The organism is Pseudomonas nitroreducens (assembly GCF_010994165.1).
GTDB lineage: Bacteria > Pseudomonadota > Gammaproteobacteria > Pseudomonadales > Pseudomonadaceae > Pseudomonas > Pseudomonas nitroreducens.
In genome coordinates this window covers 245,875-272,356 of the sequence record NZ_WMBX01000008.1, presented here as the reverse complement: position 1 = coordinate 272,356, position 26,482 = coordinate 245,875, and the positions used below count along the sequence as shown (strand labels likewise).

General features: G+C 59.3%; 22 protein-coding genes and 2 pseudogenes. 12 read left to right on the top strand and 12 right to left on the bottom strand.

Features of this window, described 5'->3' with window-relative positions; all coding sequences use genetic code 11:
* Nucleotides 1-466: 466 nt before the first annotated feature.
* From GJV37_RS29000 to GJV37_RS28990, 3 genes are all read left to right on the top strand, one after another.
* Complete coding sequence (locus GJV37_RS29000; RefSeq protein ID WP_193453240.1) at nucleotides 467-2,071, top strand: ATP-dependent nuclease; 1,605 nt, start codon at nucleotides 467-469, stop codon at nucleotides 2,069-2,071.
* Nucleotides 2,064-3,131, top strand: a complete 1,068-nt coding sequence (locus GJV37_RS28995) for a UvrD-helicase domain-containing protein (RefSeq protein WP_193453239.1) — start codon at nucleotides 2,064-2,066, stop codon at nucleotides 3,129-3,131. The genes GJV37_RS29000 and GJV37_RS28995 overlap by 8 nt, the downstream gene beginning before the upstream one ends.
* Nucleotides 3,132-3,246: 115 nt before the next feature.
* Nucleotides 3,247-4,050 (top strand): hypothetical protein, encoded by an 804-nt coding sequence (locus GJV37_RS28990; RefSeq protein ID WP_193453238.1) that lies wholly within the window; start codon nucleotides 3,247-3,249, stop codon nucleotides 4,048-4,050.
* 81 nt (nucleotides 4,051-4,131) lie between these two features.
* Here the strand turns inward: GJV37_RS28990 and GJV37_RS28985 are convergent, their stop codons facing one another.
* The 4 genes from GJV37_RS28985 to GJV37_RS28970 all read right to left on the bottom strand — a co-directional run bounded on the left by GJV37_RS28985 (nucleotide 4,132) and on the right by GJV37_RS28970 (nucleotide 8,060).
* Nucleotides 4,132-4,569, bottom strand: coding sequence for an NAD(P)H-dependent oxidoreductase (locus GJV37_RS28985; protein WP_193453237.1), 438 nt, complete (start codon nucleotides 4,567-4,569; stop codon nucleotides 4,132-4,134).
* A 446-nt stretch (nucleotides 4,570-5,015) separates the two neighbouring features.
* A complete protein-coding gene (locus GJV37_RS28980) occupies nucleotides 5,016-5,813 on the bottom strand; it encodes a carboxymuconolactone decarboxylase family protein (protein ID WP_193453236.1) in 798 nt (265 codons plus the stop codon).
* Nucleotides 5,814-5,851: 38 nt separating this feature from the next.
* Nucleotides 5,852-6,838, bottom strand: coding sequence for an aldo/keto reductase (locus GJV37_RS28975; RefSeq protein WP_223121874.1), 987 nt, complete (start codon nucleotides 6,836-6,838; stop codon nucleotides 5,852-5,854).
* 235 nt (nucleotides 6,839-7,073) lie between these two features.
* Nucleotides 7,074-8,060 carry an aldo/keto reductase gene (locus GJV37_RS28970; RefSeq protein WP_193453234.1) on the bottom strand — a complete coding sequence of 329 codons (987 nt, stop codon included), beginning with the start codon at nucleotides 8,058-8,060 and terminating at the stop codon, nucleotides 7,074-7,076.
* A gap of 268 nt (nucleotides 8,061-8,328) precedes the next feature.
* On the opposite strand from GJV37_RS28970, the gene GJV37_RS28965 reads away from it, so the two are divergent.
* The 3 genes and pseudogenes from GJV37_RS28965 (at nucleotide 8,329) to GJV37_RS28955 (ending at nucleotide 10,570) form a co-directional block, all read left to right on the top strand.
* Entirely contained in the window at nucleotides 8,329-9,237 is a 909-nt protein-coding gene (locus GJV37_RS28965) for a LysR family transcriptional regulator (protein WP_193453233.1), read from the top strand.
* Between the two features lie 93 nt (nucleotides 9,238-9,330).
* Nucleotides 9,331-9,789, top strand: coding sequence for a putative quinol monooxygenase (locus tag GJV37_RS28960; protein WP_223121872.1), 459 nt, complete (start codon nucleotides 9,331-9,333; stop codon nucleotides 9,787-9,789).
* Nucleotides 9,790-9,949: 160 nt separating this feature from the next.
* Nucleotides 9,950-10,570: pseudogene (locus GJV37_RS28955) on the top strand (tyrosine-type recombinase/integrase).
* Nucleotides 10,571-10,649: 79 nt separating this feature from the next.
* Here GJV37_RS28955 and GJV37_RS28950 read toward each other — a convergent pair.
* The 4 genes from GJV37_RS28950 to GJV37_RS28935 form a co-directional block, all read right to left on the bottom strand.
* Nucleotides 10,650-11,174 carry a GNAT family N-acetyltransferase gene (locus tag GJV37_RS28950; protein WP_193453232.1) on the bottom strand — a complete coding sequence of 175 codons (525 nt, stop codon included), beginning with the start codon at nucleotides 11,172-11,174 and terminating at the stop codon, nucleotides 10,650-10,652.
* 159 nt (nucleotides 11,175-11,333) lie between these two features.
* On the bottom strand, nucleotides 11,334-12,836 hold the full coding sequence (locus GJV37_RS28945; protein WP_246228456.1) for an efflux transporter outer membrane subunit: 1,503 nt from the start codon (nucleotides 12,834-12,836) through the stop codon (nucleotides 11,334-11,336).
* Complete coding sequence (locus GJV37_RS28940) at nucleotides 12,833-15,970, bottom strand: multidrug efflux RND transporter permease subunit (protein WP_193453231.1); 3,138 nt, start codon at nucleotides 15,968-15,970, stop codon at nucleotides 12,833-12,835. Before GJV37_RS28940 ends, GJV37_RS28945 begins: the two co-directional genes overlap by 4 nt.
* A 16-nt stretch (nucleotides 15,971-15,986) precedes the next feature.
* A complete protein-coding gene (locus GJV37_RS28935; protein WP_193453230.1) occupies nucleotides 15,987-17,141 on the bottom strand; it encodes an efflux RND transporter periplasmic adaptor subunit in 1,155 nt (384 codons plus the stop codon).
* A 161-nt stretch (nucleotides 17,142-17,302) separates the two neighbouring features.
* On the opposite strand from GJV37_RS28935, the gene GJV37_RS28930 reads away from it, so the two are divergent.
* The 4 genes from GJV37_RS28930 (at nucleotide 17,303) to GJV37_RS28915 (ending at nucleotide 20,578) form a co-directional block, all read left to right on the top strand.
* Nucleotides 17,303-18,037: a response regulator gene (locus GJV37_RS28930; protein ID WP_193453229.1), complete on the top strand. Its 735-nt coding sequence runs from the start codon at nucleotides 17,303-17,305 to the stop codon at nucleotides 18,035-18,037.
* Entirely contained in the window at nucleotides 18,034-19,110 is a 1,077-nt protein-coding gene (locus GJV37_RS28925; RefSeq protein ID WP_193453228.1) for an ATP-binding protein, read from the top strand. The genes GJV37_RS28930 and GJV37_RS28925 overlap by 4 nt, the downstream gene beginning before the upstream one ends.
* 486 nt (nucleotides 19,111-19,596) lie before the next feature.
* On the top strand, nucleotides 19,597-20,064 hold the full coding sequence (locus GJV37_RS28920; RefSeq protein ID WP_193453227.1) for a helix-turn-helix domain-containing protein: 468 nt from the start codon (nucleotides 19,597-19,599) through the stop codon (nucleotides 20,062-20,064).
* 151 nt (nucleotides 20,065-20,215) lie between these two features.
* Nucleotides 20,216-20,578, top strand: coding sequence for a histone-like nucleoid-structuring protein, MvaT/MvaU family (locus GJV37_RS28915; protein ID WP_193453226.1), 363 nt, complete (start codon nucleotides 20,216-20,218; stop codon nucleotides 20,576-20,578).
* A gap of 86 nt (nucleotides 20,579-20,664) precedes the next feature.
* Here the strand turns inward: GJV37_RS28915 and GJV37_RS28910 are convergent, their stop codons facing one another.
* From GJV37_RS28910 to GJV37_RS28895, 4 genes and pseudogenes are all read right to left on the bottom strand, one after another.
* The gene (locus GJV37_RS28910) at nucleotides 20,665-21,114 is read right to left on the bottom strand and encodes a hypothetical protein (RefSeq protein ID WP_193453225.1); all 450 of its coding nucleotides are present in this window, start codon (nucleotides 21,112-21,114) and stop codon (nucleotides 20,665-20,667) included.
* Between the two features lie 120 nt (nucleotides 21,115-21,234).
* Complete coding sequence (locus tag GJV37_RS28905) at nucleotides 21,235-23,028, bottom strand: hypothetical protein (RefSeq protein ID WP_193453224.1); 1,794 nt, start codon at nucleotides 23,026-23,028, stop codon at nucleotides 21,235-21,237.
* 67 nt (nucleotides 23,029-23,095) lie between these two features.
* Nucleotides 23,096-23,956, bottom strand: a pseudogene (locus GJV37_RS28900) (YifB family Mg chelatase-like AAA ATPase); the annotation flags it as partial.
* A 39-nt stretch (nucleotides 23,957-23,995) separates the two neighbouring features.
* Nucleotides 23,996-24,268 (bottom strand): accessory factor UbiK family protein, encoded by a 273-nt coding sequence (locus GJV37_RS28895; protein WP_024762093.1) that lies wholly within the window; start codon nucleotides 24,266-24,268, stop codon nucleotides 23,996-23,998.
* A 403-nt stretch (nucleotides 24,269-24,671) separates the two neighbouring features.
* Between GJV37_RS28895 and glnK the strand changes: the two genes are divergently transcribed.
* Both glnK and GJV37_RS28885 read left to right on the top strand, forming a co-directional pair.
* Nucleotides 24,672-25,010, top strand: coding sequence for a P-II family nitrogen regulator (gene glnK, locus GJV37_RS28890; RefSeq protein ID WP_003457590.1), 339 nt, complete (start codon nucleotides 24,672-24,674; stop codon nucleotides 25,008-25,010).
* Nucleotides 25,011-25,051: 41 nt separating this feature from the next.
* Entirely contained in the window at nucleotides 25,052-26,386 is a 1,335-nt protein-coding gene (locus GJV37_RS28885) for an ammonium transporter (protein ID WP_037011554.1), read from the top strand.
* Nucleotides 26,387-26,482: the final 96 nt, after the last annotated feature.

The following is a 26,482-nucleotide window of genomic DNA, read 5'->3' as shown; positions in this document are numbered from 1 at the left end:
CAATGACCTGCCTGACGGCTTCGGCCTTGAATTCCGGGGTGAATCTCTGGGTGCTCATAGACTTCCTCCTATGCTCAAAGCGTAGGCCGGGGATGTCTATCGTACCGGGGGTAGTCCAATGCTCAATGGCAACAAGAGGCGAGAGCGGAGACTCCGCTAGGGCTACTTAGCTGGGTGGAGTTCAGATTGCTCAGCTACGTATGGTGTCTGCGCTTCGTGCTGAGCTCTTTGTAGAGCAAAAGGAGTAGGCCGGTCATCGCCAGAAAAATAGCAGGCTTGAAGCTCGCGAACACCTCAGCGCGGCTCTGTAGGCGATACAGATGCTCGATCAAATCTATGCCAATGTTTCCGAAACAGAACGAGCCCTATCTTGAGCGTAGGGCTGCGCGGCTGGGCATCAATTGCTGCTCGTACCGTACACTCTGATTTCCCAGAATTCTGACCAATCGACAAAGGACTGCCGATCATGATCACCAAAGTCCACATTCGTGGGTACCGGATATACAAGGAATTCACGTTCTGCCCCAACCCTAAGAAGAACATCCTTGTCGGGGACAACGATGCCGGAAAGTCCACGTTGATGGAGGCGATCTCCCTAGCGTTGACTGGGCGTATAGCCGGCCGGGGGGTGATGGAGGAGCTGAATCCTTACTGGTTTAACACTGAGCTAGTCAGTGAGTTTGTCGCTGCTCGGAATGAGGGCCAGAAGCCCTCGTTTCCTGAGATTCTGATCGAGCTGTACTTGCGTGATGACGACGACCTTCAGGTGCTCTGTGGTGCGGTGAACACCGCAGTGCCGACTAACGCCTGTCCAGGCGTGTTTCTGCGGATATTCGCAAACGACGAGTATCAGGACATGCTGGATGAATGGCTGAAGGATCCTAGCGAGCTGTTGCCTGTTGAGTACTACGCGTACGAGTGGCGCTCCTTTGCCGATCGTGAGCTGGTAAAACGCCCGAGAGCGCTATCTGTTGCGACAATTGACTCTCGGACGGTCAAGTCCACGACGGGCATTGACTACCATCTGCGGCAGATATTGAGTGATCACCTTGAGGCTCCTGAGAAGGCGGCAATCTCGCTGGACTACAGGAGGATCAAGGCCTCAATGACTGAGGGGGCCCTTGCCGACGTTAATGCTCGAATCTCGAAGCTGGGAGCTGCGTTGCAAGCCGAACCCATGGCCCTAGCTATGGACCAGACATCTCGAACATCTTGGGAGAGTGCAGTTACCCCGCATGTCGACCGAGTGCCATTTGCAATGGCAGGCCTTGGGCAACAGGCGGCTATCAAGATCTCCCTGGCAATGAAACGTCACGCTGCCAAGGTGAAGGTTGTCATGATCGAGGAGCCCGAGAATCACCTTTCGCATACCAGTTTGAGGATATTGCTCGATCGTATCGAGGCACTAGCTTCGGAGGAGCAGCAACTGTTCATCTCGACCCACAGCACTTATGTCCTGAACCGCCTCGGCTTGGATGCCTTGCATCTACTGACGCGAAATCACGTGTCAAAAATTACTGACCTGTCTCCCGACACGGTCCGTTACTTCCAGCGCCTGCCTGGGTACGACACCCTACGTCTAGTCCTAGCTGGAAAGGTTGTGCTGGTTGAGGGGCCTTCGGACGAGATCATCTTCGAGCGAGTGTTTTTCGACAAATTTGGGCTAACACCCATGGATGCCGGGATCGACGTCATAAGTATGCGTGGGCTGGCCCTGGCGCGCTGTCTGGAGCTCTGCCACGTAATCGATAAACCAGTAGCGGTGATGCGTGATAACGATGGTGTCGAGCCTGCTGAGTTGAGGGATAGCGTCGAGAAGTGGCTCGACGGAAAAAGACGAGAGTTGTTCATCGGTGCGGTCGACGACGGCCATACCTTGGAGCCTCAGTTATTGACGGCAAATGGAGAGGCCCATCTCAGGGATATTCTTAACATCGCACCTCGGGCAAATTTGCTTACCTGGATGACGCGCGAGAAGACCGAAGGAGCCCTGCAGATTGCCGAGTCGAAAAAGCCGCTTACACCGCCGGCTTACATGAGCGATGCTGCGGAGTTCATTCTGCATGCCTAATGTTCTGACCCTAGCGGTAGCCGGCGGCCGCAAAACTCAAGGCTTAGTTAACCACTGCGGGGCATTGCCCTCCGAGCGGCGCGTTGCCCTGCTGACCTTTACCCAAACGAACCAGCAAGAGGTGAGGTCCCGCCTGGCTGCTCAAGCAGGTCACGCCACCGGGGTGGAGGTTTTGGGGTGGTACACATTTCTGCTGAGGCATTTCGCACAGCCGTTCCTGCGGTTTTTATTTCCTGGCGAACGGGTCAGAGGCTTCGAATTTGAAGGGCGCCCTGACAGATACGCGAAGGGAAAAAGCAGGTTCATGACGTCCGACAACCGGATATATGGCTGCGAGCTAGGCAGGCTTTCCTTTGAGTTGATGGCGACCACGCCCGCTTTATTACGTCGCCTGGAGTGCGTATACGACGAGATACTGGTGGACGAGGTTCAGGATCTAGCAAGCTGGGATTGGGAAATCCTGGAGTTGCTGCTGAAATCCAAACTTCAGGTGCGGTTGGTTGGGGATGTTCGTCAAGCCGTCTTGTCAACGAACCCGCGCGGTCGGAAGAACAAGCGATTCGACTATGCCGACTCCTTGGAGTGGTTCCGCGATCGGGAGGCTGAGGGGTGCTTGAGCATCAGCTACTCGACAGTCAGCTATCGGTGCAGGCAAGAAATCGCGACCTTTTCAGATAGCATCTTTGACGCAGACTGGGGTTTCCCTGGCACTACTTCCGAGAATACGGATGAGACAGGGCACGACGGAGTCTTTCTGCTACGTACTGAGCACATCCCTGAGTATTTTGCTCGTTATGCCCCCCAGTGTTTGCGGAATAACGTTTCCTCAGCGAAGCATCTGGATCTCCCATTCCTGAATTTCAAAGGAGTGAAAGGTGCCACCTTTGAACGAGTTCTGATTGCCCCTACCAAAAACATTGAAAACTTCATCAAGGGCGGAGTGCGTTTGGAGTCGATGGCAGCAGCTGCTTTTTACGTCGCCGTCACCCGAGCCAGGCAAAGTCTAGCCATTGTCATCGATCAGTCGGGTAAGTCCGACTTGGAGTACTGGACCCCCTGATTTGATGGTACACCCGGAAGAGCTGGTGAAACGGGGCTACTCGGCCATGACCAAGAATCGATTTTCTCTCTAAGTTTTAACTGCATACTCACATGAAGAGTCTCGAGCAACTATTATGTCTGAAGAACGCCGCCTATTAAATGAATGGCTGGGGGATGTTAACTCCAGAATCCAAACAGTCATGCTTCAGTGCTTCAATAATATCAATATTGGAGGGTGGCAGGAGAATCATATAACCACCCAGGTAATTGAAGCGATCTCTACAGCAGGAACTGATTTGAGTTGGTCTAACTGCCCACAACGTGCTCAATGGCAGGCGTTCAAGCTTTCTGGTAATTACGAGACCGAACATGGCGATATCGCTATTCTTGTAAAGGTCTGGCTGACATCAAGCAGGTACGTCGAAGGTGTTGCCTTCTACGAAGCAAAAAAGCAGTATTTCAAAAATGGAAAAGTTACTGGCTTTAGAGCTTTAAAGGTAGATCAGCTTTCTAAGATCAATCGAAATACTTCTGCTAGCCAAGTTATTCTCTATGATTCGGGTGGCGGCCAAAATCCGTGCGTGACGGCTATTCCGACATCTTTCGCTCACGCTTTTGCTGACGCGGGAATGGAAGGTATTAGTGGAAATATGCTGCACCATTACGGACGCCCATGGGTTATGGCCTTAGGGAATAACTTCAGAGGCTTTGAGCTGGATTACTCTAATCGTGCTGTGGAGACCATTAAGCAACTCGCGCAGCAGAACAAACTTCCATTTGTAATAAATGCTGAGACTGCAGTTCTTCCCACTATTGATCTTGGGCTTGGTGAGTTGCCATCATTCTTAACAGAGTATTCACAGATCGCAGGTGATGCGCCAACCTTGGATCCAGGTACGGCTCCAAAGCCTTCTAGCGGCGGTGGCCCGCGCTTCTGAGGGGATAGCACCAAGGGCTCAAGCGGTACGCTGAGCAACATGGCCGGACATGCATCCGGCCTACACCGAAACTGTATTGCCTTACTGATATTTTTCGGCAATGCAGTTTTCGAAGTTCTGGTCGTAATCACCTGTAACAGGCATTTTTAACATTTGCCGTTGCTTAATGTTAGAAAGCACATCTCTCCACTGGTCGAGAATTTCCTTGCGGCTAGCATCGTCTATGTAAGGCACGTGGTACACGAAGAACGGATCAAGTACATCGAAACCGGTGTAGCCCAACGTACCTTTCAGCAAGGGGCGGAGTAGTTCACGTAAGTCGCCATGAATTCCATCGTTTGAGAACATTTTCTCACGGCCACCCACAGTGGCGCACACCAAGGCGCGCTTGCCCTGCATTCCGCCTAACTCGAAGATTCGCCGGCCGCCATAGAACATCCCCGAAACAAACACTCTGTCTATCCAGCCCTTGAGAATTGCCGGGACTGAGTACCAATAGATTGGGAAACACAGAATCATCAGATCGCATCGCTGTCACGAGATCACCAGGAATCCTCACCGCAGGCGTCGTTGCCAGCACCGATTGAGCAACGACGTGATTTGCCTCTCGGCGTAACTTTCATATCGCCTTAAAAAATGCGAAAAAAAACTGGAAGAATGAAGCGGAGAAATGAGCTGAATGGCCCGTTCTAGAAGGGTTCTCGTTGCTGGAAATATGCGAATCCTGGCCGCATTTTGGGCCTTGGTGCGCAGTCGCACTGACTTGACCACTCGATTGCATTCTTCCTGACCAAGCATTTGCATTCGTGCTGACCACTGATTGCATGCCGTTCAACCAGTCATACCGCAGTAGCGTCCGGCTGCAATCGACCCATAGCTGCCCTTCGCAGACGACAACCCCAGGCCAGAAGTGAACGGAGCGAAGACTCCACTCATCTTCTTGGCCTGGTACGACGTGGGGGCAGCTACTGCACTGCCATATGCAGCTCCAGTGCATCACTTGCACGCCGCGAAGCGTCGGCGCTGACGTGTTCGCCCAGCACTTGGCCCAGCTGGCGAAGTTGCTGTGGCGTAACCCCCGTGTTCATCGCGATGCGTATATGAGCCTGCAGTTGCGGCGTCACGCCTTCTAGCGCAGAAAGCATCGCGACGGTGGCAATTTCCCGGCTTTGCCAATCCAGATTGTCGCGTTCGAAGATGTCGCCAAAGAGGTGAGCGCGCAGGTATTCATTGGCGACCGGAGCAAAGTCGAATAACGCACCCTCGACAGGTCCACCGGACAATCTGGTTTGGTTTGCAGTGCCTACCGCCAACAACTCATCCCCTTTGGGAATCGATTTGCTGGGTTCGCGCCCCGCTTGGTCCACGATTCCTTGTTGCTTGCGAGCCTGTACCACCTTCATCAACTCGCCCAGGGCATTCAGGCTGCGGGGGAAACCCGCGTAGGCGTACAACTGCACCAGTACCTCGCGTGCTTCGCTGATGGTCAGTCCGGCATCCAGTCCCCGATTAATCGCACGGTTCAGACCTGGGATATCGCCCGCTGCCGCGAGGGCTGCGATGGGAATGATGCTTTCCTGGCGATTGTCGAGCGTCTCGCCAGGGAGGATTGGTTGGTCGTGCTCAGCCATGTAGTGGTTCTCCTGTACTGCTAATGTCGGTGTCGTGATGCCCAGCGCGGCAGCCAGGCCCAGAGCAATCCCAAGAATGCGGACAGTCCCGCGCAGATTAGTCAGCCCGCTCAGCGTCGTATTACTGCTCATCGGTGACCTTCTCCATCCGTTCCAGATTCTTTACACGCCTAGCTGCGATCAAACTGGCTTTCGGTGAACGGGTCGGCGCGGCCGCCGTGCAGGGCGATCCGAGCCAGGCCCGCATCGATCTCCTGCAACTCGTCGGCGGTCAGTTGGACACTTGTTGCCCCGACGTTTTCGATCAGGTGCGGATATTGCGTGGTGCCAGGGATCGGTACGATCCACGGTCGCTGCGCCATGACCCAGGCGAGGGCGAACTGAGCGGAGGTAGTGTTCTTGCGCCGAGCCCAGTCCCGTGCGAAATGTAGAAGCGGCATGTTGGCTGCCAGGGCGTCGGGCTGGAAACGCGGCAGGTTATGCCGGCGATCAGTCTTGTCGAAACGCTGGCTTGGGTTGACTGCACCGGCAAGGAAGCTCCGAGCAGTTGGGCAGTAGGGAACAAAGCCAATTCCCAGCTCCTCCAGCGTCGGGAATATCCGAATTTCCGGCTCCCGCCACCACATGGCGTATTCGCTCTGAACGGCAGTGACAGGGAGCACTGCGTGGGCTCGGCGAATGGTAATGGCACTGGCCTCTGAAAGGCCCCAGTGCGTAACCTTGCCCGCCTGGATCAGCTCCTTCACCGTACCCGCTACGTCCTCGATCGGCACGCTGGGATCGGGGCGATGCTGGTATAGAAGATCGATTCGGTCCGTCTTCAGGCGTTTCAACGAACCGTCTACGGCACGGCGGATATGCTCAGGGCGGCTATTGAGCGCTGTGGGTCGGCCTTCCTCGACGCCGAAGCCGAACTTGGTAGCGATCACCACCTGGTCACGGATGGGGCCCAAGGCTTCGCCGACGAACTCTTCACTCAGGTAGGGGCCGTAGACCTCAGCGGTATCGAAGAACGTGACCCCCTGTTCAAAAGCGGCGCGGATGAGCGAAACCATCGCTTTGCGGTCGCGCGGACCTCCGCCGTAGTAGCCCACCATCGGCAGGCATCCAAGCCCCATGCTGGAGACTTCCAGCGAGCCGAGTCTACGCGTGCCCATGATTTGCTCCTCAACGGGAACTCCAACTGATGGTGCGCTGCCGCCCCCGGAACTTATCGTTTGTGCTAAGGCATTTTCAGGCCTCCAGAGCGCGCTTGCCGCCAGCAGCAAGCTGGTTCCAGTAACGATGAAATGGCGACGATCCATGGACACCGAATCGTCAGAGGAGAAAGTGCCGGAAATGTGTTCACTCATAAGCTGAAAGGTCCCGGTGGCATGTGGGATGGAAAAAGGGCTACCAGGCGTAGGCCTGAGGCGCCTCTCCGCCGGGGCCCGGCCAGATTTCTTCCAGGCAACGCACGGTGTCTTCTGACAGCGTGATCGTCGTAGCACGCAGCGCGTCCTGAAGTTGCTCCACGGTGCGGGGGCCGATCAGCGGGGCGGTGACGACGGGGTTGCGCAGCAGCCAGGCCAGCGCGATATCCGCGGGAGCCTCGCCCAGGTCCTCACAGAGGCTTTCGAACGCTTCCAACTGCACCCGATGTTGTTCGATGAGGCTCGCGAGCGCGGGTCTTGCGCGCCGGCCGCTGGCGGCCTTTTTCAGAACACCGCCCAGCAGGCCGCCGGCAAGAGGGCTCCACGGAATGAGGCCGAGCCCGAAATGTCTGCAGGCGGGAATCACCTCCAGCTCCACCGTCCGGGCTGCCAGGTTGTAGAGGCTTTGCTCTGCCACCAGCCCAAGGAAGTTGCGGGCACTGGCCATCGACTGCGCGGTGGCAATATCCCAGCCAGCAAAATTGCTGCTGCCGATATAGAGGACCTTGCCCTGCTGGACGAGAATCTCCATGGCTTGCCAGATCTCTTCCCAGGGCGTGTGACGGTCGATGTGGTGCATCTGGTAGACATCGATGTGGTCTGTCTTCAGCCGACGCAGGCTGTCCTCGCATGCTTTGCGGATGTGGTAGGCCGACAACCGCCGATCGTTCGGCCCCGGTCCCATGGGCTGATAGAGCTTGGTGGCCAGGACGATGCGATCACGTCGGCCTCCCTGTTCAAGCCAGCGGCCGATGATCTCTTCGGAAAGGCCAGAGCCTTGCGGGATGTTCGGTGATTGTTCCGTCCCGTAGACGTCGGCCGTATCGATGAAGTTGATGCCTGCCTCGACCGCTTCGTCGAGAATGCGATGGCTCGTCGTCTCGTCGGAGACGTCGCCGAAATTCATGGTGCCCAGGCACAGGCGGCTGACCTTGAGACCTGTTCGGCCGAGATGCGTGTAGTCCATGCACTTGCTCCGTGACGTGATGGCGCCTGTCGGACGGATTGCTCCGGTCGGCGCAGGTGACCAACGATAGCGGGCGTCGGGGGACTGAATTAGCGGGTTGCTCTTGCACGGACTTGTGAGAAATTCTCATGAGCAGACGTTGAGATGAGGCGGTTTAATGGTTCACCGACTCACGGGCTTTGCCCGGCTGGACCCGGATCAGAAGATCGTCAGAGCGAATATCCTGATTGGAGCGCCAAGCTAGATACCCTCGATTTGGAAGGCCTTTATGCAAACCCATCGTGCTGATGTTGCCGATCTGATCTACTTCCGGGCTATTGCCCGCCATCGCAGCTTCAGCCGCGCGGCTATCGAGATTGGCGTCAGCGCATCGGCACTGAGTCATGCGTTGAAGGGGTTGGAAAGCAGGCTTGGGGTCCGACTGCTCAACCGGACGACCAAAAGCGTTACGCTGACAACGGCAGGGGAGGCGCTCATCGAAGCAATCGGTCAGCCGCTCGAAGCTATCGATGAGGCGTTGGAAACGCTGAACCGGTTTCGCGACACCCCTAGCGGACGGATTCGAATCAATGCGGCTGTCGAGGCGGCCAATCTGCTCCTTGCGCCGATCCTGCCCGGCTTCATGGACCGCTATCCCGACGTCGAACTCGATATCGTGGCCAGCAATCGCCTGGTTGACGTGACCGACGCGGGTTTTGATGCTGGCATTCGGTATGGAGGCACGGTGCCTGAAGATATGGTGGCACGGCGGCTGTCGGCCGACATCCGCTGGGTTATTGCGGCGTCTCCTGATTACCTGGAGCGCAATGGCTCCCCTGAACACCCGGACGATCTGCTCAACCATCGCTGCATTAGCAACCGTCTGGGCGACGACCGGGTTTATCGATGGGAGTTGGAACGCGATGGTGAGGCGCTGCAGATCGCCGTGCCGACCTCCGTGACGGTCGATCACGCGGAGACCGGGTTGGTCGCCGTGCTGGGCGGAGCAGGCTTGATGTATTTCCCGGAGCCTTTGGTTGCGCCCTATGTGAACGCTGGGCGGCTTCGTCTGGTGCTGACTGAATGGGCCCCGCTAGAAGAGGGATTCCACATCTATTATTCAAGTCGCCGGCAACTGCCGACGGGGCTGAAACTTCTGATCGAATACATTCGGGAAATCAAGCCGCTTGGCTATTAAATGCGCGTCTGCGCGAGCCATCCTCCGTTGTAGACGGAAGATTCAAGCATGACCCGTTGTCCTTGTTGGGAAAAACGAGGCTGGAAGCAGATTATGTCGAGTCTATTCTTCGAGCGCCGCAGCGCAGCCATCTTTCTACTCCTCGTTTTGGTCGCGCTGCTACCGTTGGGTGATCTTTATGCGCAGGAGCCAAAAATGCTCGTCAGGATCTCTGAAATCGAGATATTCAATCAGCACCTGGAAGAATATCAGCGCATCTTGAACGAAGAGGCCGAAGCCTCTATGCGCCTAGAGCCCGGGGTTCTTTGCATTTTTCCGACCGCACAAAAGGACAATCCGACGCTCATCAGGATTCTGGAAGTTTATGCGAGCCACGATGCTTACGATGCGCATATAAAATCGCCCCATTTCCAGAAGTATAAGAGCTTGACGTTGGCGATGGTGAAGTCGTTACGTCTGGTGGACATGGAAGCTTTGAATGCAGAAACGATGCCGCTGATCTTCAAGAAAATGAGCGAACGACCGTCCGCGCCGAACACTGTTCAGCCTTGACGAGTTAATTGCGTTGCGCTTGATCGGCGCCTCAGGCGAGGGGCCGCCGAGTGGTCTGCGGGCTCGTAATTGCCTGAAGAATAGACGTCCGCTTATGGCCGGTTAGCGCCCCTTGCCCCAGCTAACCATCCTTGTCCTCCCCTACGCGGAGGACAAATCCATGAACACCATTGCCACCTGCAGCCATCAACCCTGGAACAAAGGAAAATTAGTCGGACAGAAAGCCCCACTCCGTCTGAGAGACATCTGGGCGATCCGGGTGAGGCTGCAAATCGCTGAGAAAGTCCGAGATCTGGCGCTCTTCGATTTAGCCATCGACAGCAAGCTACGAGCTTGCGATTTAACCAAGCTCCGTGTTCGCGACGTTGCTCATGGGGAGCACGTGTCATCGCGAGCCATAGTGATGCAGCAGAAAACACAGCGACCAGTTCAGTTTGAGATCACGGAGCAAACACGGACGGCTCTCGAAACCTGGATACACCAGGCACAACTCCGCAACGAGGACTGCCTTTTCCCGAGCCGGCTGCACACCTCAGACCATCTATCCACTCGTCAATACGCTCGTATCGTCAAAGCATGGGTGAATGCCATTGGCCTTGATCCAGCCATGTATGGCACTCACACAATGAGGCGCACGAAAGCATCACTGATTTATCGCAGGACGAAGAACCTAAGAGCAGTTTAACTGCTGCTCGGCCATACAAAGCTTGAGAGCACCGTTCGATATCTCGGCATCGAGGTGGATGACGCTTTGGAGATGGCGGAGCAGACAGAGGTTTGACTGAGCGATGCATAGCGCCGGCTTGCGCCAGGCCGTCGCTAACCGGCCAAAAGCAGCCGTTTAAGGATTGGGTGAGAAGTTACTTGCGACCCATAACCTTCATAAATCTGAACATCTCATTGTCCTCCCCTTCTTGATGGACCTGAACAGAAGCCTGGTTTGGATCCGCATGAAATTTGTTGTAGAACTCAACAATCTTGAAGCCACAACTATTTACATAAAAGTGAATATTTCGCTTCTCAAAATATGGGGTGACGGTTTCCCAGACCTTGGTGTTTGGATACTCGTTCTCGATTGCTTTCCATGCTTGTAGCCCCAGCCCGCGGCTCTGCTGGCTGGTAGAAATGAAGAGGAAGGACAGTGAGTTTAGATTGCTTATTTCATCAATTACCAAAACTGCGCCACCGACTCGCTGATCGTTTGCCATGATCCAGTACGTAGCCGCTCCAGCAACAGCGATGGACTGCTCTATGTCCTCATCAGAAGGAATGGGCTCCTCAAGCGGCTCACCTAAGTCAGCTTCTGCAGCCACTCGGAACGAGTCCTGGAGAGCAGCTTTAAACTCGCTGAGAGTGTCTACGTTAGCTCTCAGGAGTTTGACCATTATGGAATCCTCGAACGTTCTGCTAGTGGTTTAGCAAGATCCACAGATAGTGAGATCGTGCGGCTAAATATATTGGACATGAATACGCCGAAGAAGGTGATCCCGAGGCCTGTGCCCAACTCGTACGCAGTGGATTCCAGCGAGCCCGCCGCACCGCCCTTACTGGCTTTCACCGAAGCCATGACCGTAATGGACGACGCCTCCAGACCGATATTGAGGGGCCTGAGCCGCTCTGACAGCGACAATATCCGGGAGATCGCGCTCATGCAGGCCGCCGCCGAGGGACTTGTAAAGCGCCACCAGGTTGGAAGTTTCTTCACGCCGTAACTCTAGCAGCGTCTGCCGTGCGGCCTGCAACTGGCGCTGTGCGTCGAGCAGCTCCAGACGGCCATCGACGCCTGCGCGGTAACGCAGGTCGGACAGTTGTACGCGCCTTTCTGCGGCGCTCACCGCGCGCAGTTGCGCCTTGATCTGGCGGTCGAAGGTAGCGGTTCCCGCCAGGGCGTCGGCCACCTCGCGGAATGCCGTCTGGATGGCGCGTTCGTACTGCGCGACTGCCTCGGATTTGCGTACCTCGGCCAGGCGCAGCTCGGCGCGCAGGCGCCCGCCCTGAAACAGCGGCTGGGAAATCTGTGGTGCGAAACGCCAGACCTGCCCGGCCGGGTCGAACAAACTACCGAGCGAGGTGCTGGCATATCCGAACGAGGCGGTCAGGGAAATCTGCGGAAAGAACGCCGCCCGCGCCGCGCCGATATCGGCATTGGCGGCGACCAGCAGCTGCTCGGCCTGGCGCAGGTCTGGCCGGCTCAGCAACAGGTCGGCCGGTAGCCCTGCCGGCAGCTGCGCGATCACCGCCTGGCGCTGCAATGGCAACGCGGCGGGCAGATCGCTCGGCAGTTCGCTGCCTACCAGCAACTGCAGGGCGTTATCCGCCTGTGCCACGGCACGCCGGCGTGCTTCGAGATCAGCTTCGGCCAGGGCCACCTGCGCTTCGGCCTGGGCCACGTCCAGACTGCTGCTCTGCTCGGCCTGCTTGAGCAGGCGCGCCAGTTCCAGCGACTGCCGCCAGTCGGCCAGGGTGCGCTCGGTCAGTTGCAGTTGCTCGTCGGCCAGACGCTGGGCGAAGTACGCCTCGGCTACCGCGCCGACCAGGGCGATCTGCGCCGCATCACGCCCGTGTTCGCTGGCCAGGTATCGGTTAAATGCCGCATCGGACAGCGCCCGCACACGGCCGAACAGGTCCAGCTCGAAGGCGCTAAGGGCCACATTCACGCCGCTCTGCTGGCTGACCTGGCTGGCTTGGCCGTTTCCATCACCACTCACGCTGCGTTCTCGCGTGCGCGTCGCCTCCAGCCCCACGGCCGGCAGGCGCGCGGCGCGCTGGATGTTCGCCTGCGCCTGCGCCGCCTCGACGCTGAGGGTGGCCAGGCGCAGGTCGCGGTTATTGGCCAGCGACAGGGCGATCAGCCGTTGCAGGCGCGGATCGCCGAACATCGCGCGCCAGCCCAAGGCACTAGGCGGCAGCATCGAGGCCGGTGTGGTAGCGGCCGTGGCAAAGCGCGCCGGCAAGGGTGCGGCCGGGCGCTCCAGGGTCGGCGTCAGCGAGCAGGCACCGAGGCAGGCGAGCAGCGGCAGGATCAGGAACAGGAACAGGCGCATCATGGATTCTCCCGGGGCAGCGCGGCACTGCCACGCTGCGCACGCCAGGCGCTGAAGCGCTCCTGCGTGCCGATGACGAAGACGAAAAAGGCCGGCACGAAGAACACCGCCAGCAAGGTACCGCTGAGCATGCCGCCGAACACCCCGGTGCCGATGGCGTGCTGAGTTTCGGCGCTGGCACCGGACGCCAGCATCAGCGGCACCACACCGAGGGTGAAGGCCAACGAGGTCATCAGGATCGGCCGCAGGCGCAGGCGCGCAGCGGTCACGGCGGCGTCGATCAGCGTGCGCCCCTCGGCATGCAACTGGCGGGCGAACTCGACGATGAGAATGGCGTTCTTTGCCGACAGGCCGATGATGGTGATCATCCCCACCTTGAAGAACACATCGTTGGGCATGCCGCGCAACATCACCGCGGCTACCGCGCCGAGCAGGCCCAGCGGCACCACCAGCATTACCGATAGCGGGATCGACCAGCTCTCGTACAGCGCCGCCAGCACCAGAAACACCACCAGCGCCGACAGCAGCATCAGTAGCGGTGCCTGCGCCGCCGACTGGCGTTCCTGCAAGGACGCACCCGTCCAGGCTGCGGCATAGCCCTTTGGCAACTTCGCCACCAGGCGTTCCATTTCGGCCATCGCTGCACCACTGGATACGCCGGGAGCCGCTCCTCCGGAAATACGTACCGCCGGGAGGCCCTGGAAACGCAGCATCTGCTGCGGTGATTCGCTCCACACCGGCGTCACCACCTCGCGCAGCGGCACCATGCCGCCGCTGACGTTGCGAACGCGCAGGCCGAGCACGTCGTCCAGTTGCATGCGCGCGGGGGCGTCGGCCTGCAGGATGATCTGCTGCATGCGTCCAGCATTGGGGAAATCGTTGACGTACAGCGAGCCCATGGCCGCCGACAGCGTGCTGCTCACGGCCGCGAAGGAAAGGCCCATGGCCTCGGCCTTCTCCCGGTCGATCTCCAGACGGATGCTCTCGCCGGACGGCAAGCCATCGGGGTAGACATCGCTGACCACCGCGCTCTGCGCGGCCAGTTCCAGCAGTTGTGCCTGCGCGGCCAGCAATGCAGCTTCGCCACGGTTGGCACGATCCTGCAGGATCATGGTGAAACCGGAGGACGTGCCCAACTCGTCGATCGCCGGAGGCATCAGGCTCATCACCGTGCCTTCGACGTTGTCGGCCATGGCCTGCTGCGCCAGCGCGGCTTCTTCGGCGGCCGTTGCGCCATCACGCTGATCCCAGTCCTTGAGCATGGTGAAGGCCATGGCCGCGTTGGGGCCGGAGCCGGCGAAGCTGAAACCCAGCACCACCAGGTTGGCGTCCAGCCCCGGGCGCGAGGCGACGTGCGCCTCGTAGGCCTTGACCACGTCCAGCGTGCGCTCGCTGGTAGCGCCGGTGGGCAACTGGATGGAAGTCATGAAGTAGCCCTGATCCTCCTCGGGCAGGAACGAAGACGGCAATTGCGTGGCAGCGGCTGCCAGTACCGCACAAAGCACGGCGAAGACCGCCATCATTCGTCCGCAGCGCCCTGCCAGGCGTGCCACCCGCGCGCCGTAGCTCGCGGTGAGACGTTCGAAGCCGCGGTTGAAGGCGCCGAAGAAGCCACGTTTTTCATGATGGTCGGTGCTCACCGGGCGCAGCAGCGTGGCGCAGAGTGCAGGCGTCAGGCTCAGGGCGAGGAAAGCCGAGAACAGGATCGACACCGCCATTGACAGGGTGAACTGCTGGTAGATCACCCCCACCGAGCCGCTGCCAAAGGCCATGGGGATGAACACGGCGGTGAGCACCAGAGTGATGCCGATCACTGCGCCGGTGATTTCCTGCATCGCCCGTGAGGTGGCTTCTTTCGGCGACAGCCCCTGGGTTGCCATCAGCCGTTCGACGTTCTCCACCACCACGATGGCATCGTCGACGATGATGCCGATGGCCAGCACCATGCCGAACATGGTCAGCGAGTTGATCGAGAACCCCGCCAGCAGCATCACAGCGAAGGTGCCGAGCAGTGCGATGGGCGCGACGATGGCCGGGATCAGTGTGTAGCGCAGGTTCTGCAGGAACAGGAACATCACCAGGAACACCAGCACCATGGCCTCGAACAGGGTGTAGATCACCTTCTCGATGGACACCTTGACGAAGGGCGCGGTGTCGAACGGCACCGAGTAGGCCATGCCGGCCGGCATGCTCGGCGACAGTTCGGCCAGGCGCTCGCGCACGGCTGAAGCGGTGCGCACGGCGTTGGCCCCAGGCGACAACTGGATCGCGGCACTGGTCGCCGCCACGCCGTTCTCGCGGTTGGAGAAGGCGTAGGACTCAGCGCCCAGCTCGATCCGCGCCACGTCGCCGAGCACCACCTTGGCGCCATCGGCGCCAGCGCGCAGGACGATGGCGGCGAACTGTTCCGGCGTGCTCAGCTGTCCTTGCACGGTCAGCGGTACGGTCAGGCGTTGACCGGGCAATGCTGGCTCGTCGCCGATCCGGCCGGGGGCGATTTGCGCGTTCTGCTGCTCGATGGCCTGTGCCAGTTCGTTCATGGTCAGGCCGTAGGCCGTGAGCTTGTTCGGATTGACCCAGACCCGCATGGCCTGCTCGGCGCCGAACAGTTGCACACGCCCCACGCCGTCGATACGACGCAGCTCCTGGACGATATTGCGGGCCAGGTAGTCGTTCAGGGCAACCTCATCGAACTGGCCGTTGGGTGAAGTCAGGCCGACCATCATCAGAAAGCTCGAGGCCGCGGATTCCACCTGCAGGCCGTTCTGCCTTACGGCTTGGGGCAGGCGCGGTTCGACGGCCTTGACGCGGTTCTGCACATCCACCTGAGCCAGCTCCGTATCAGTGCCCGGCTTGAAGGTGGCAGTGATCTGCGCGGAGCCCGAGGTATCCACCGAGGACTCGAAGTACAACAGGTTCTTCACCCCCGACAGCTCGCGCTCGACCAGGCTCACCACCGAGTCATTGAGCGTCTGCGGGGTGGCCCCCGGATAGCTTGCGTAGAGGGTCACCGACGGCGGCGCCACCGACGGATATCGGGCGATGGGCAATTGCGGGAGGGCGATGACGCCGCCCAGCACGATGAACAGGGCAATCACCCAGGCAAACACTGGGCGGTTGATGAAGAACTGCGGCATGACAGCTTCTCCGGACTCAGCGCGCGACAGCGCTGAGCTGTTCGTGGTTGGTGGCGGGCTGCCAGGGGCGTGTGGCGACCTGGGCGTCGGGACTCAGGCGTTCGATCCCCTCGACCACCACCTGCTGTCCAGCGTTGACTCCGGACACCACGCGGTAGTGACGCTCGACCAGTTCACCGAGCTCGATGGGCACCGGGCGCACCCGACCCTGAGCATCCACCACCCACACGCTGGCCTGGCCCGCGCTGCGGGTCACCGCCTGCTGCGGCACGCTGACAGCGGCGGGGTAATGCGCTCGCGGAATCCGCGCCTGCACGTAGAGACCGGGCAGCAGGCGGCGTTGCGGGTTGTCCACCAGTATCCGCAGCAGAACGTCGCCGGTGCCGGCATCCACCTCAACGCCAGAAAACAGGATGCGCCCGCGCATGCCCAGCGGTTTGCCGTCGCTGCCCAGGATGTCCACGCTCAGTTCCGGCGACGCCGCGCCAGCCCGCTGACGCAGCGCGTCCAGCACTGAAGCGGGCTGGCGCACGTCGACGTACACCTGGTCGATTTGCTGAATGCGCGCCATGGGCGTGGCGTCGCTCGGCGACACCAGTGCGCCTTCGCTGACGAGCGCCTGGTCGATCCGCCCGGCAATCGGCGCCTCGACGCTGGCGAACTGCAGGTCCAGCTTGCGCCGAGCCAGCGTTGCCCGGGCCTGGGCAACATCGGCGGCGGCCTGCTCGCGCAGCGCCACGGCATCGTCATACACTTGGCGGCTGACCGCCTCGGCCTGCACCAATGGGGTTAGCCGCTCGACCTGCACGCGCGCCCTAACCAGGACCGCCTCGGCACGCTGCAGCGCAGCGGCGGCGCTGTCGACTTCGGCCTTGAACGGCGCCGGGTTGATCTGGAACAGCACGGCACCAGCCTCGATCTCGCCACCCTGCTCGAACAGGCGACGCTGCACGATGCCGCCGATCTGCGCGCGAATCTCGGCGCTGCGCACGGCGGCCACGCGAGCGGGTAGAACTTCGCTGATGACCAGTTCGTGCGCTTGCAGTGTCAGTACCGACACCGGAACAGGCGCCGGAGCTTCTGCTTCCTGTGGCGCCACATCACAACCTGCCAGTGCCAGTACGGCAAGTCCTGCGAACACGACGCCCAGAGGCGGCTGTTTACTGCCCATAACCCACTCCTCGTTTCACGCTACGCCCGGGTGACCTGATGTCGACCGGGTGCTGATCGAGGCTGAAGTTTGAGGTGTGGCTATTGCGAATGATTCGAGGCTTTGTGGAGAAAGCATGGAGGGCGCTATAAAATTCAGCGCTACCGTCTGCGAGGCTATCCATGTCCGATCTCAATGCGCGCACCAGCCCTACCTCTCACGCCTCGGCACTGGTGCTGATCGCCGAGGACGAGGCCGAGATCGCCGACATCCTCATCGCTTACCTGCAACGCAGCGGGCTGCGCACCCAGCACGCCTGTGACGGCCAGAAGGCATTGGCCCTGCACCAGGCGCTCAAGCCGGATCTGTTGCTGCTCGACGTGCAGATGCCTTTGCTCGATGGCTGGAAGGTGCTGAGCGAAATCCGCTCCCGCAGCGACACCCCGGTGATCATGCTCACCGCGCTCGACCAGGACATCGACAAGCTAATGGGTCTGCGCCTGGGCGCCGACGATTACGTGGTCAAACCCTTCAACCCGGCTGAGGTGGTAGCACGTGTTCAGGCGGTGCTGCGGCGCACGCGGGCGAGTCCGCCTGCCGCCACGCAGGTGCTGCGCGTCGGCCCGTTTCAGATCGACCTAGACAGCCACGAAGCCAGTGTGCAGCGTGATAGTCAGCAGCATACGCTGGACCTGACCCTGACCGAGTTCAAGCTGCTGGCCTGCCTGATGCGCGCGCCTAAACGGGCGTTCAGCCGCGCCGAACTGCTGGAGAGCTGCCTGCCCGAGGGCGACACCCAGGAGCGCACCGTGGACAGCCACGTCAGCAAACTGCGCAAGAAGCTCGAAGCCCTGGATATCCAGGGCGTGCCGGCCAGTGTCTGGGGAGTGGGCTATCGCTTCGGCGTCGAGCCATGAAACCGACACCGGGCCTGCGCCGGCAATTCATTCAGTCCCTGGCGGTAATGGCGCTGGGCATCATCTTCATCGCCGTGTTCGGCTCCTACGTTTTCTACGCCATCGCTACGGCTTACATGCCGGGCAGCATCTCGGAAACCTGGATGCCCTCGCAGGTAGAGATGCTCTGGATTGGCAGCACCATTGCAGCCGCACTGGGCATGTCGGTGTTTGTCGCCATCCGCCTGTCGCGACGCCTGATCACCCCGCTGAACTCGGTGGCGCACAGCCTGCGCGAAGTGGCTCAGGGCAACCTCGCCGCCCGTGCACCGCTTGACGAACAGGCCATGGGCGAGACAGCGCAACTTGTGCGCGACTTCAACGCCATGGCCGAGCGCCTGCAGAGCATGACCCGCGAACGCGAATTCTGGAACGCCGCCATCGCCCACGAACTGCGCACACCGGTGACCATTCTGCGCGGGCGCCTGCAGGGCCTGGCCGAAGGGGTGTTCGACCCCAGCAGTGAGCTATTCGAGGGACTGCTGCGCCAGGTGGAGGGACTCAACCGTTTGATCGAAGACCTGCGCGTCCTGAGCCTCAAGGACAGCGGCCATCTGGAAATTCAACGGACCAGCGTGCGCCTCGCCGATGAATTGAGCACTGTATTGCAGGCCTTCGCCGCCCCCCTGACCGCCAAGGGCTTTCACCTGCATAACCAACTGGACGCCAACTTGCGGGTGGAGTGCGATGCGCTGCGCATCCGCCAGGCCCTCATGGCGCTGCTAGAAAACGCCCTGCGCCATGCCGATCCAGGCAACCTGCGTGTACGCCTGCAACAGGTCGGCGGCAACTGCCAGTTGAGCGTGGAAGACGTCGGCCCGGGCATCGACAACGCACTGGCCGCAGACATCTTCGAAGCCTTTCGCCGTGGCGACCCGTCGCGCTCGCGCAAGAGCGGTGGCAGCGGCCTAGGGCTAGCGGTGGTCAAAGCCATCGCAGAGGCTCATGGTGGTCATGCGATATGCCAGGCCTCTGGAGCGGGGAGCTTGTTCATTATTTCTTGGCCGGTAAGCAAGCCGGTTGCTCAGACATAGCCTCTTAACCCAATGCCCGCTTTTGGCCGTTCTCTGCCGGTCGCCTCTTCGGCGTGTACAGGTCAGGTCGGATGCAAACGGTGGTCAGTACGAATGCAATTGACTGGTCAGCGGCAATGCAATTGGGTGGTCAAGTGCGATGCAATTACGCACTTGGAAAGCAGCCTTTTCATGCTGCCGGCTAGTTGCCTTTCTGCTCACCTCATTCGCAAATTATGGATTTTTACATAATTCTCCATAATTCCACTTTCTTAGTGGTTTTATGCAATATTTCTGCAGGATCTTTGGTTATCTTGCATAGAAACCTCAATGTCAGGTGGCTATAGCGATTCTGCAAGCTCGGCAACGTAAGGAGGGATTTGCTGACTGGATAGGTGGCAGTGCACGGAGTCGCTCGCGTGTTGTGCGATCTATTGTTCTCGCATAGAAAGGGCTTATCAGGCTGCTTTGGCTGCAGCCGGCGTGACACGTTTTCGAGTGACGATCATGGCCTCACCTACTGGTACTTTTCTGACCCTACCGACTGAGAAAGAAGCTTTGGCGGCTGGGCAACTGCTTCGGCTTTTGAGTCGTTACCTGCGCGTGCAGGCAGAGACTCAACAGTTCACTTTCATCGGTGATTCCGAACAGCAGGTGCTACTCGAGGTGCCCACTTTTGCGCTTCGGCTGCTGGGGGAAGTGCTCAGTCACATCGCAGTAGGCAACTGTGTGAAGGTCGTCCGGGTTCGCGCAGAGTTGACGACTCAACAGGCGGCCGAGCTCCTCGATGTGTCGCGACCGACGTTGGTTAAATTGCTGGATGAAGGGGTCATACCCCACACCAAGGCCGGAGCACACCGAAGGGTCAGGCTTGCGGATCTTTTGGCCTACAAGAATCAGCGAGATAATGCCCGTTTGGCGGCACTTGATGACCTGGCAGGCCAAGCCCAGCGACTTAAGATGGGTTACGACTAATCACCACCGTTGTAGCTGCCTGTCTCCTTCTTCATCGCTCCCTGGTCTTGAGAAAGCCCAGTAGAAGCAATTCAGCGAAAGAGTGAAGATGGGTTCAGTGCAGTGGCCTGCGTTAAGATTGGTGCCACTAACGCTCTGTTTGGAGAGAGAAATGTCGCGACTTGCAGAATTTCGCGCTGCTGAGAAGGCCTTGGCAGAACAGCTGGCACACCTTGAATCCCTCAAGAATGACGCCGGTCTTAAGAAAGAGATCCAGTTTGAGACTGAGCTGAACGCTCTATTGTCCGAGTACGGTAAAACCTTGCGGGATGTCGTCGCTATTCTCGACCCGGAGTCTGGTCGTGGTCCGCGCATTCAAGCCGGCAAAGGTTCACGGCGTGCTCGTGTATTGAAAGTCTATAGAAACCCTCACACCGGTGAAGTGGTAGAAACCAAAGGTGGTAACCACGCGGTGCTCAAGGCCTGGAAGGCCGAGCATGGCGCCGAGGCTGTGGAATCCTGGCTTCAGCGGTAAGCCATGTCGCTGAAAGCCCCTCTCTGAGGGGCTTTTTATTGGCCGAGGTCTTCAACTGGTACCGCAGTGCAGTGCAGTGCCGGGGCTCAAAAGGCCGTGGGGAAGGGGATCACTTCAGCAGCGGGTGATTCTTCAAGGACTTTGCTAGTAGCGGCACGTGGGGCCTTTTGCGACACGAGCCTTTCAAGAAGGGCTGTCACCTTGGCAGTGTGGGTTTCCAGCAGTGTCTGTTTGACAGCCCCCTTGGGGCACTCAACTCTCGTCACATGCACCTCAGAGTGCACCCCATAACGCCGCTGCATGATGGGTTCTGCGTAGCTTGCTAGCTCTTCTGCTAGATGCTTGCTCAGCAGCATCACCCCTTTACCGTTACGCCAATCACATGCCCTCAATGCGGGGCTCAGCGCCACCTCGTAATGTTCGAAGGCATAGTGCAAATCCCAGCAAGGGCACCGTTCGGGCCGAAGCTCCAGCGAGTAGTAGGTAATTCGCTCCACAGGGTGTATGGGGACGTAAAGAGTGAAGGAGTTGTCCATTGGTGTTCACCATTCCATGGCTAGATGATGTGCTGCCCATTCGCGATTTGGAGGCGGTGATATGGGGCTCGGTGAATTCGAGGGGTCGCACTGTTATGGTGCGCTCTCGTGGCTCGCTGACTATGGCGCCAGCCAGGCCTTCAACTCGCGGTAAAGCTTCTGATGCCAGCCGGTCAGCCCCTCGGGATGTTTGCATTTTTCGAGCAGCAATTGCTCCTGCTTGAGCTCCCAAAAAATCTCGGATGACGGGGCATGTGCCCACTTCTTAGCAGTAAGGTCCGGCCAACCATTGTTGAAAGCTGTCAATCTCAGGAACTTGGCTAAGTCGTTTTTGACCAGCTGCTTGCCGCTTCGATGGCGAAGGAACAAGGTACAGTGCGACTCGCTACCTTTAGACTCCATCTCAAGGATGTAAAAATAAAAACCATGATTTAGCGGGGTCGATATTTCGATGCAAGCCAATTGGCGAGGCAAGAGGATTACTTTGCCTAGGGTGTCTTTTGATTCAACGAGATGCCACGTCCTGCGGCCATCATTCATTGGGGGGAACGCGGTGGCAGAGAATCGCTCGTCAGCTGCTGGGTAATTCTCGTCCAGCGTCCTGGATGATAGTTGCCAGCGCTCATGACTCCCCGCCTTTTCAATATCGGGAAGCTCTTTAAAGAACTGAGAAAGCTTATCGGTGATTGAGGACTTTGGTGGTTCCTTTATGGTCGAGTCGACTCCTAAAGTTCCTTCAGCGCTCTTTTCATGGCTGCCAGCCTCGATTCCGAGTTTGTGAACGGGTATTCCTATGCCCGGCTTGACCGTTCTATATTCAGATTCGGTATCGCTCCAAACGACTTCCACATCTATTTCTTTACTGTCAGAGAATGGATCTTCAAATTCTTCTTCCTGAACTCTCTCCAACCTGGCGTCTGCAGGGCTGTCGTGAATCCCGTCATCAATCTCATCGGCACCAGTAGGATAGAAGTTAGGTGTGTCTCCTGCGACGGGATTTGCACCGCCAGGCGCCAAACGTTGCGGCTTATGAATTTCCAGCTTGTCATATTCCAATGGAAATGAGCATTTGTGGATTTTCATAACAAAGAGGGAATTCATCGCGCCACCGTCTACCAAGGCCATCGGGACGGCTGCGACTCTGAGGTTAGTTTTCTCGGAAAACGGAAATCGCGCCTCTAAACACAAGCCGGCGTTTTGATGAAGGTTGGTATTCGTCGTCTTTATCTCGACGAGCCTTTGGCGAACTCTCTGCATTTCTATACGATAATTAGAGCTGGCACATGCTCTGGCGATTAGTTTTGCTTCAAATTTAGTGAGGCGGCTATTTTCATAGATGGTTACCTTGCTCCCGTCGAATGAGTAGCCACTTATAAGTCCGTCAAGTTGTCCACTCAAAACGGCGCCTGCCAACTTGGTGGTAGGTGCGTAGTAAAAGCGAAATATCTCTGAGCAAGGGATCACCATCCATTTGAATTTTCTATTTCCATGAATGGGAATAATTGCATAAATCGCAGTTGAGAGATTTAAATGAGTTTTTGGCGACATAAAGTCAAGATTGACAATGCCCTGGTGCGTCCATTGTCCATCAATCTTTATATCTTTCTTATAGGGGTGCAGGGCTGCATCTGCGGGTGAGATCTGAAAGCTTTCCTCTAATGGGGCTGGCGTGTGCACGAGGCGGCCTTTATCCCAAATCGAGCCGACGGTGAACAAGCTAATCCACTTTGGGCTAAGGGAGATTATGTGCGGCTTCTTTTGGGTTGCGGCCGGGGCGTAATAGTTTACGGCATCGTGGTTCAGCTCAGTGAAAACATAGGAGAGCTGCATTTTTTCATTTTGAGAGCCGACCTGAGTGATTCCATCGAACCGCATTAAGCCTTCGTACCTGCTCAAGGTCTCGCACAGAGCCATCAGCTAAATTCCATTTCTCATTTAGCTGTGGAGTATTCCAGCCTAGCGATGGCTTTCGCAATTACTGTTGGGTCTTACATCCCCCGCCGACCAGCGCCGGCGCGGAGGCGGTGTGGTGCGGTTGTCGGAAGGGGCGCTGTGGCCAGTGAGTCAGCGGCCCGCGACCTGCCACGGAATGGATCGCCGCAACCTGCAATGCCTCGTCTTCGTTCAGCGGCGGCATCAGACCGGGCAGGCGGCTGGCGAGCAGGGTCTTGCCGGTGCCGGGCGGACCGCTGAACAGCAGGTTGTGCGCCCCGGCAGCGGCGACCAATAGCGCGCGCTTGGCGGCGGCCTGGCCCTGGACTTCCGACAGGTCCGGATAGGGCGGCGTCACCCGCATCAGGCCGTTCGCCTCATAAGGACGCAGTTGCTCCTGGCCGCTGAAGTGTGCGACCAGTTCCAGCAGGTGGCCGACGGCATAGACGGTCAGGCCGCTGGCGAGGCTGGCCTCTTCGGCGTTCTCCTTCGGCACCACCAGGGCGCGGCCGGCGGCGCGGGCAGCCAGGGCGGCGGGTAGTACTCCGGGGACCGGGCGCAAAGTGCCGGACAGCGCCAGTTCGCCCAGGCATTCCAGTTCATCCAGCCCGGCAGCGTCGGCCAATTGGCCGCTGGCGGCGAGGATGCCCAGGGCGATGGCCAGGTCGAAGCGCCCGCCATCCTTCGGCAGGTCGGCCGGGGCGAGGTTCAGGGTGATGCGTCGGTTGGGGAAATCGAAGCCGGCGTTGAGCAGGGCGCTGCGCACGCGGTCCTTGCTCTCTTTCACGGCGCCTTCGGGCAGGCCGACCAGGGTCAGGGAAGGCAGGCCGTTGGCCAGGTGTGCCTCGACGATGACGCCGGGCGCTTCCACGCCGACCTGGGCGCGGCTATGGACGATGGCGAGGGACATGGATCACTCCTGGATCGCATGCCGCCCGCCAGGAGGGGATTACTCGGCGGGTTCGGCGGCGGGCGGCGAGAGCTTGGCTTCCATTTCCGCGACCTTGGCTTCCAGCGCCTCGAGGCGCGCGCGGGTACGGGCGAGGACGACCATCTGGCTGTCGAATTCGTCGCGGCTGACCAGGTCGAGCTTGCTGAAGGCGCTCTGCATCAGAACCTTGAACTGGGCTTCCAGCTCGGCCTTCGGCAGGGGCGATTCGCCACCGAACAGACGTCCGGCTTGTTGGCTGATGGCATCGAGGAAGGCTTTGGGCGGCAGCATGGTTCATGGGTTCCGGATTGAATCAGAGCGCAGTCTATCACGCAGCCGCCGCCGGCTGCGGCGTGCGGGGTTGCACGCTTTTTGAGCAGTGTGCACGCCCGCCGTGCGCGCTTTCGGTGCGCCCGGGCGGCGCTGGCGAATCGCCAGAAACTCCTTTTTTAAGCCAAGTGCCTGATGGCGCGGGCATTTCCACGAACTGGCAAGCTTCATGCTTTGGGGCATACATGGCGTGCACCGATGCAGTTCCGGTGCGGCAGGCGAGGCAGGGGATCGCTTCGATCAACGCAGTCGGAGTGCTGAGGTAGGGCGGCCGGCGCATTACAAAAGCCAGACACTGCGCTTAGACTTGTCTCCGGGTTCGTTCTTCCTGGGGCGGGTCCACCAAAACACGGGAGAGAGTTACATGAAGCTAGTCACAGCCATCATCAAGCCGTTCAAGCTGGACGACGTTCGTGAGTCGCTGTCCGAGATCGGCGTGCAGGGCATCACTGTGACCGAAGTCAAAGGCTTCGGCCGGCAGAAGGGCCACACCGAGCTGTACCGTGGCGCGGAATACGTTGTCGATTTCCTGCCGAAGGTGAAGATCGATGTCGCCATTGCCGATGACCAGCTGGATCGTGTTATCGAAGCCATCACCAAGGCCGCCAACACCGGGAAGATCGGTGACGGCAAGATCTTTGTCGTAAATCTGGAACAGGCCATTCGTATCCGTACCGGCGAAACCGGCACCGACGCGATCTAAGCCAAGCCCACACCGAACCCCACGCCCCAGGAGAAACAACAATGACTCTGCGCAAATACGCAGGGCTAGGCGCCCTATTGCCCCTCGCAATGCCCGGTCTGGCCTTGGCCGACGAGGCTGCGGCCCCCGTCCTGAACAGCGGTGACACCGCCTGGATGCTGATTTCCAGTGCCCTGGTGCTGCTGATGACCATCCCCGGCCTGGCCCTGTTCTACGGCGGCATGGTGCGCGCCAAGAACGTCCTGTCGATCATGATGCAGTGCTTCGCGATCACCGCGCTGATCAGCATCCTCTGGGTCGTCTACGGCTACAGCCTGGCCTTCGATACCGTCGGTATGGAGAAGGGCGTGGTCAACTTCGCCTCCTTCGTCGGCGGCCTGGACAAGGCCTTCCTCAGTGGCCTGACCAGCACCGGCCTGACCTCTGCCGCGGCGCTGTTCCCGGAAAGCATCTTCGTGATGTTCCAGATGACCTTCGCGATCATCACTCCGGCCCTGATCGTCGGCGCCTTCGCCGAGCGCATGAAGTTCTCGGCCATGCTGATCTTCACCGCGCTGTGGTTCACCCTGGTCTACGCACCGATCGCCCACATGGTCTGGAGTGGTGACGGCGGCCTGCTGTGGGACTGGGGCGTGCTGGACTTCGCCGGTGGCACCGTGGTGCACATCAACGCCGGTATCGCCGGCCTGGTGGCGTGCATCGTGCTGGGCAAGCGCAAGGGCTACCCGACCGCTGCCATGGCACCGCACAACCTGGGCTACACCCTGATCGGCGCCGCGCTGCTGTGGGTGGGCTGGTTCGGCTTCAATGCCGGTTCCGCCGCTGCTGCCAACGGCACTGCCGGCATGGCCATGCTGGTCACCCAGATCGCCACCGCCGCCGCCGCCCTGGGCTGGATGTTTGCCGAGTGGATCACCCACGGTAAGCCGAGCGCCCTGGGCATCGCTTCGGGTGTGGTTGCCGGCCTGGTGGCCATCACCCCGGCCGCCGGTACCTGCGGCCCGATGGGCGCCATCGTGATCGGCCTGGCGGCCGGCGTGATCTGCTTCTTCGCCGCTACCAGCCTCAAGCGCGCCGTCGGCTATGACGACTCCCTGGACGCCTTCGGCGTGCATGCGGTCGGCGGTATCGTCGGCGCCCTGCTCACCGGCGTGTTCGCAGCGCCGGCCCTGGGCGGCTTCGGCACCGTGACCGACATCGGCGCGCAGCTGTTCACCCAGTTCAAGGGCGTGGCCTTCACCATCGTCTACACCGGTATCGTCAGCTTCGTGATCCTCAAGGTCCTGGACCTGGTCATGGGCCTGCGCGTCACCGAGGAAGAGGAAACCGTGGGTCTGGACCTCTCCCTGCACAACGAACGCGGCTACAACCTGTAAGGGTTCGCGCAAGTTCGACGAAGGGCGCCCTCGGGCGCCCTTTGCTTTTTCGATCAGCACGCTAGAATGCGCGCGCATCACCGTTAGCGACGGAGA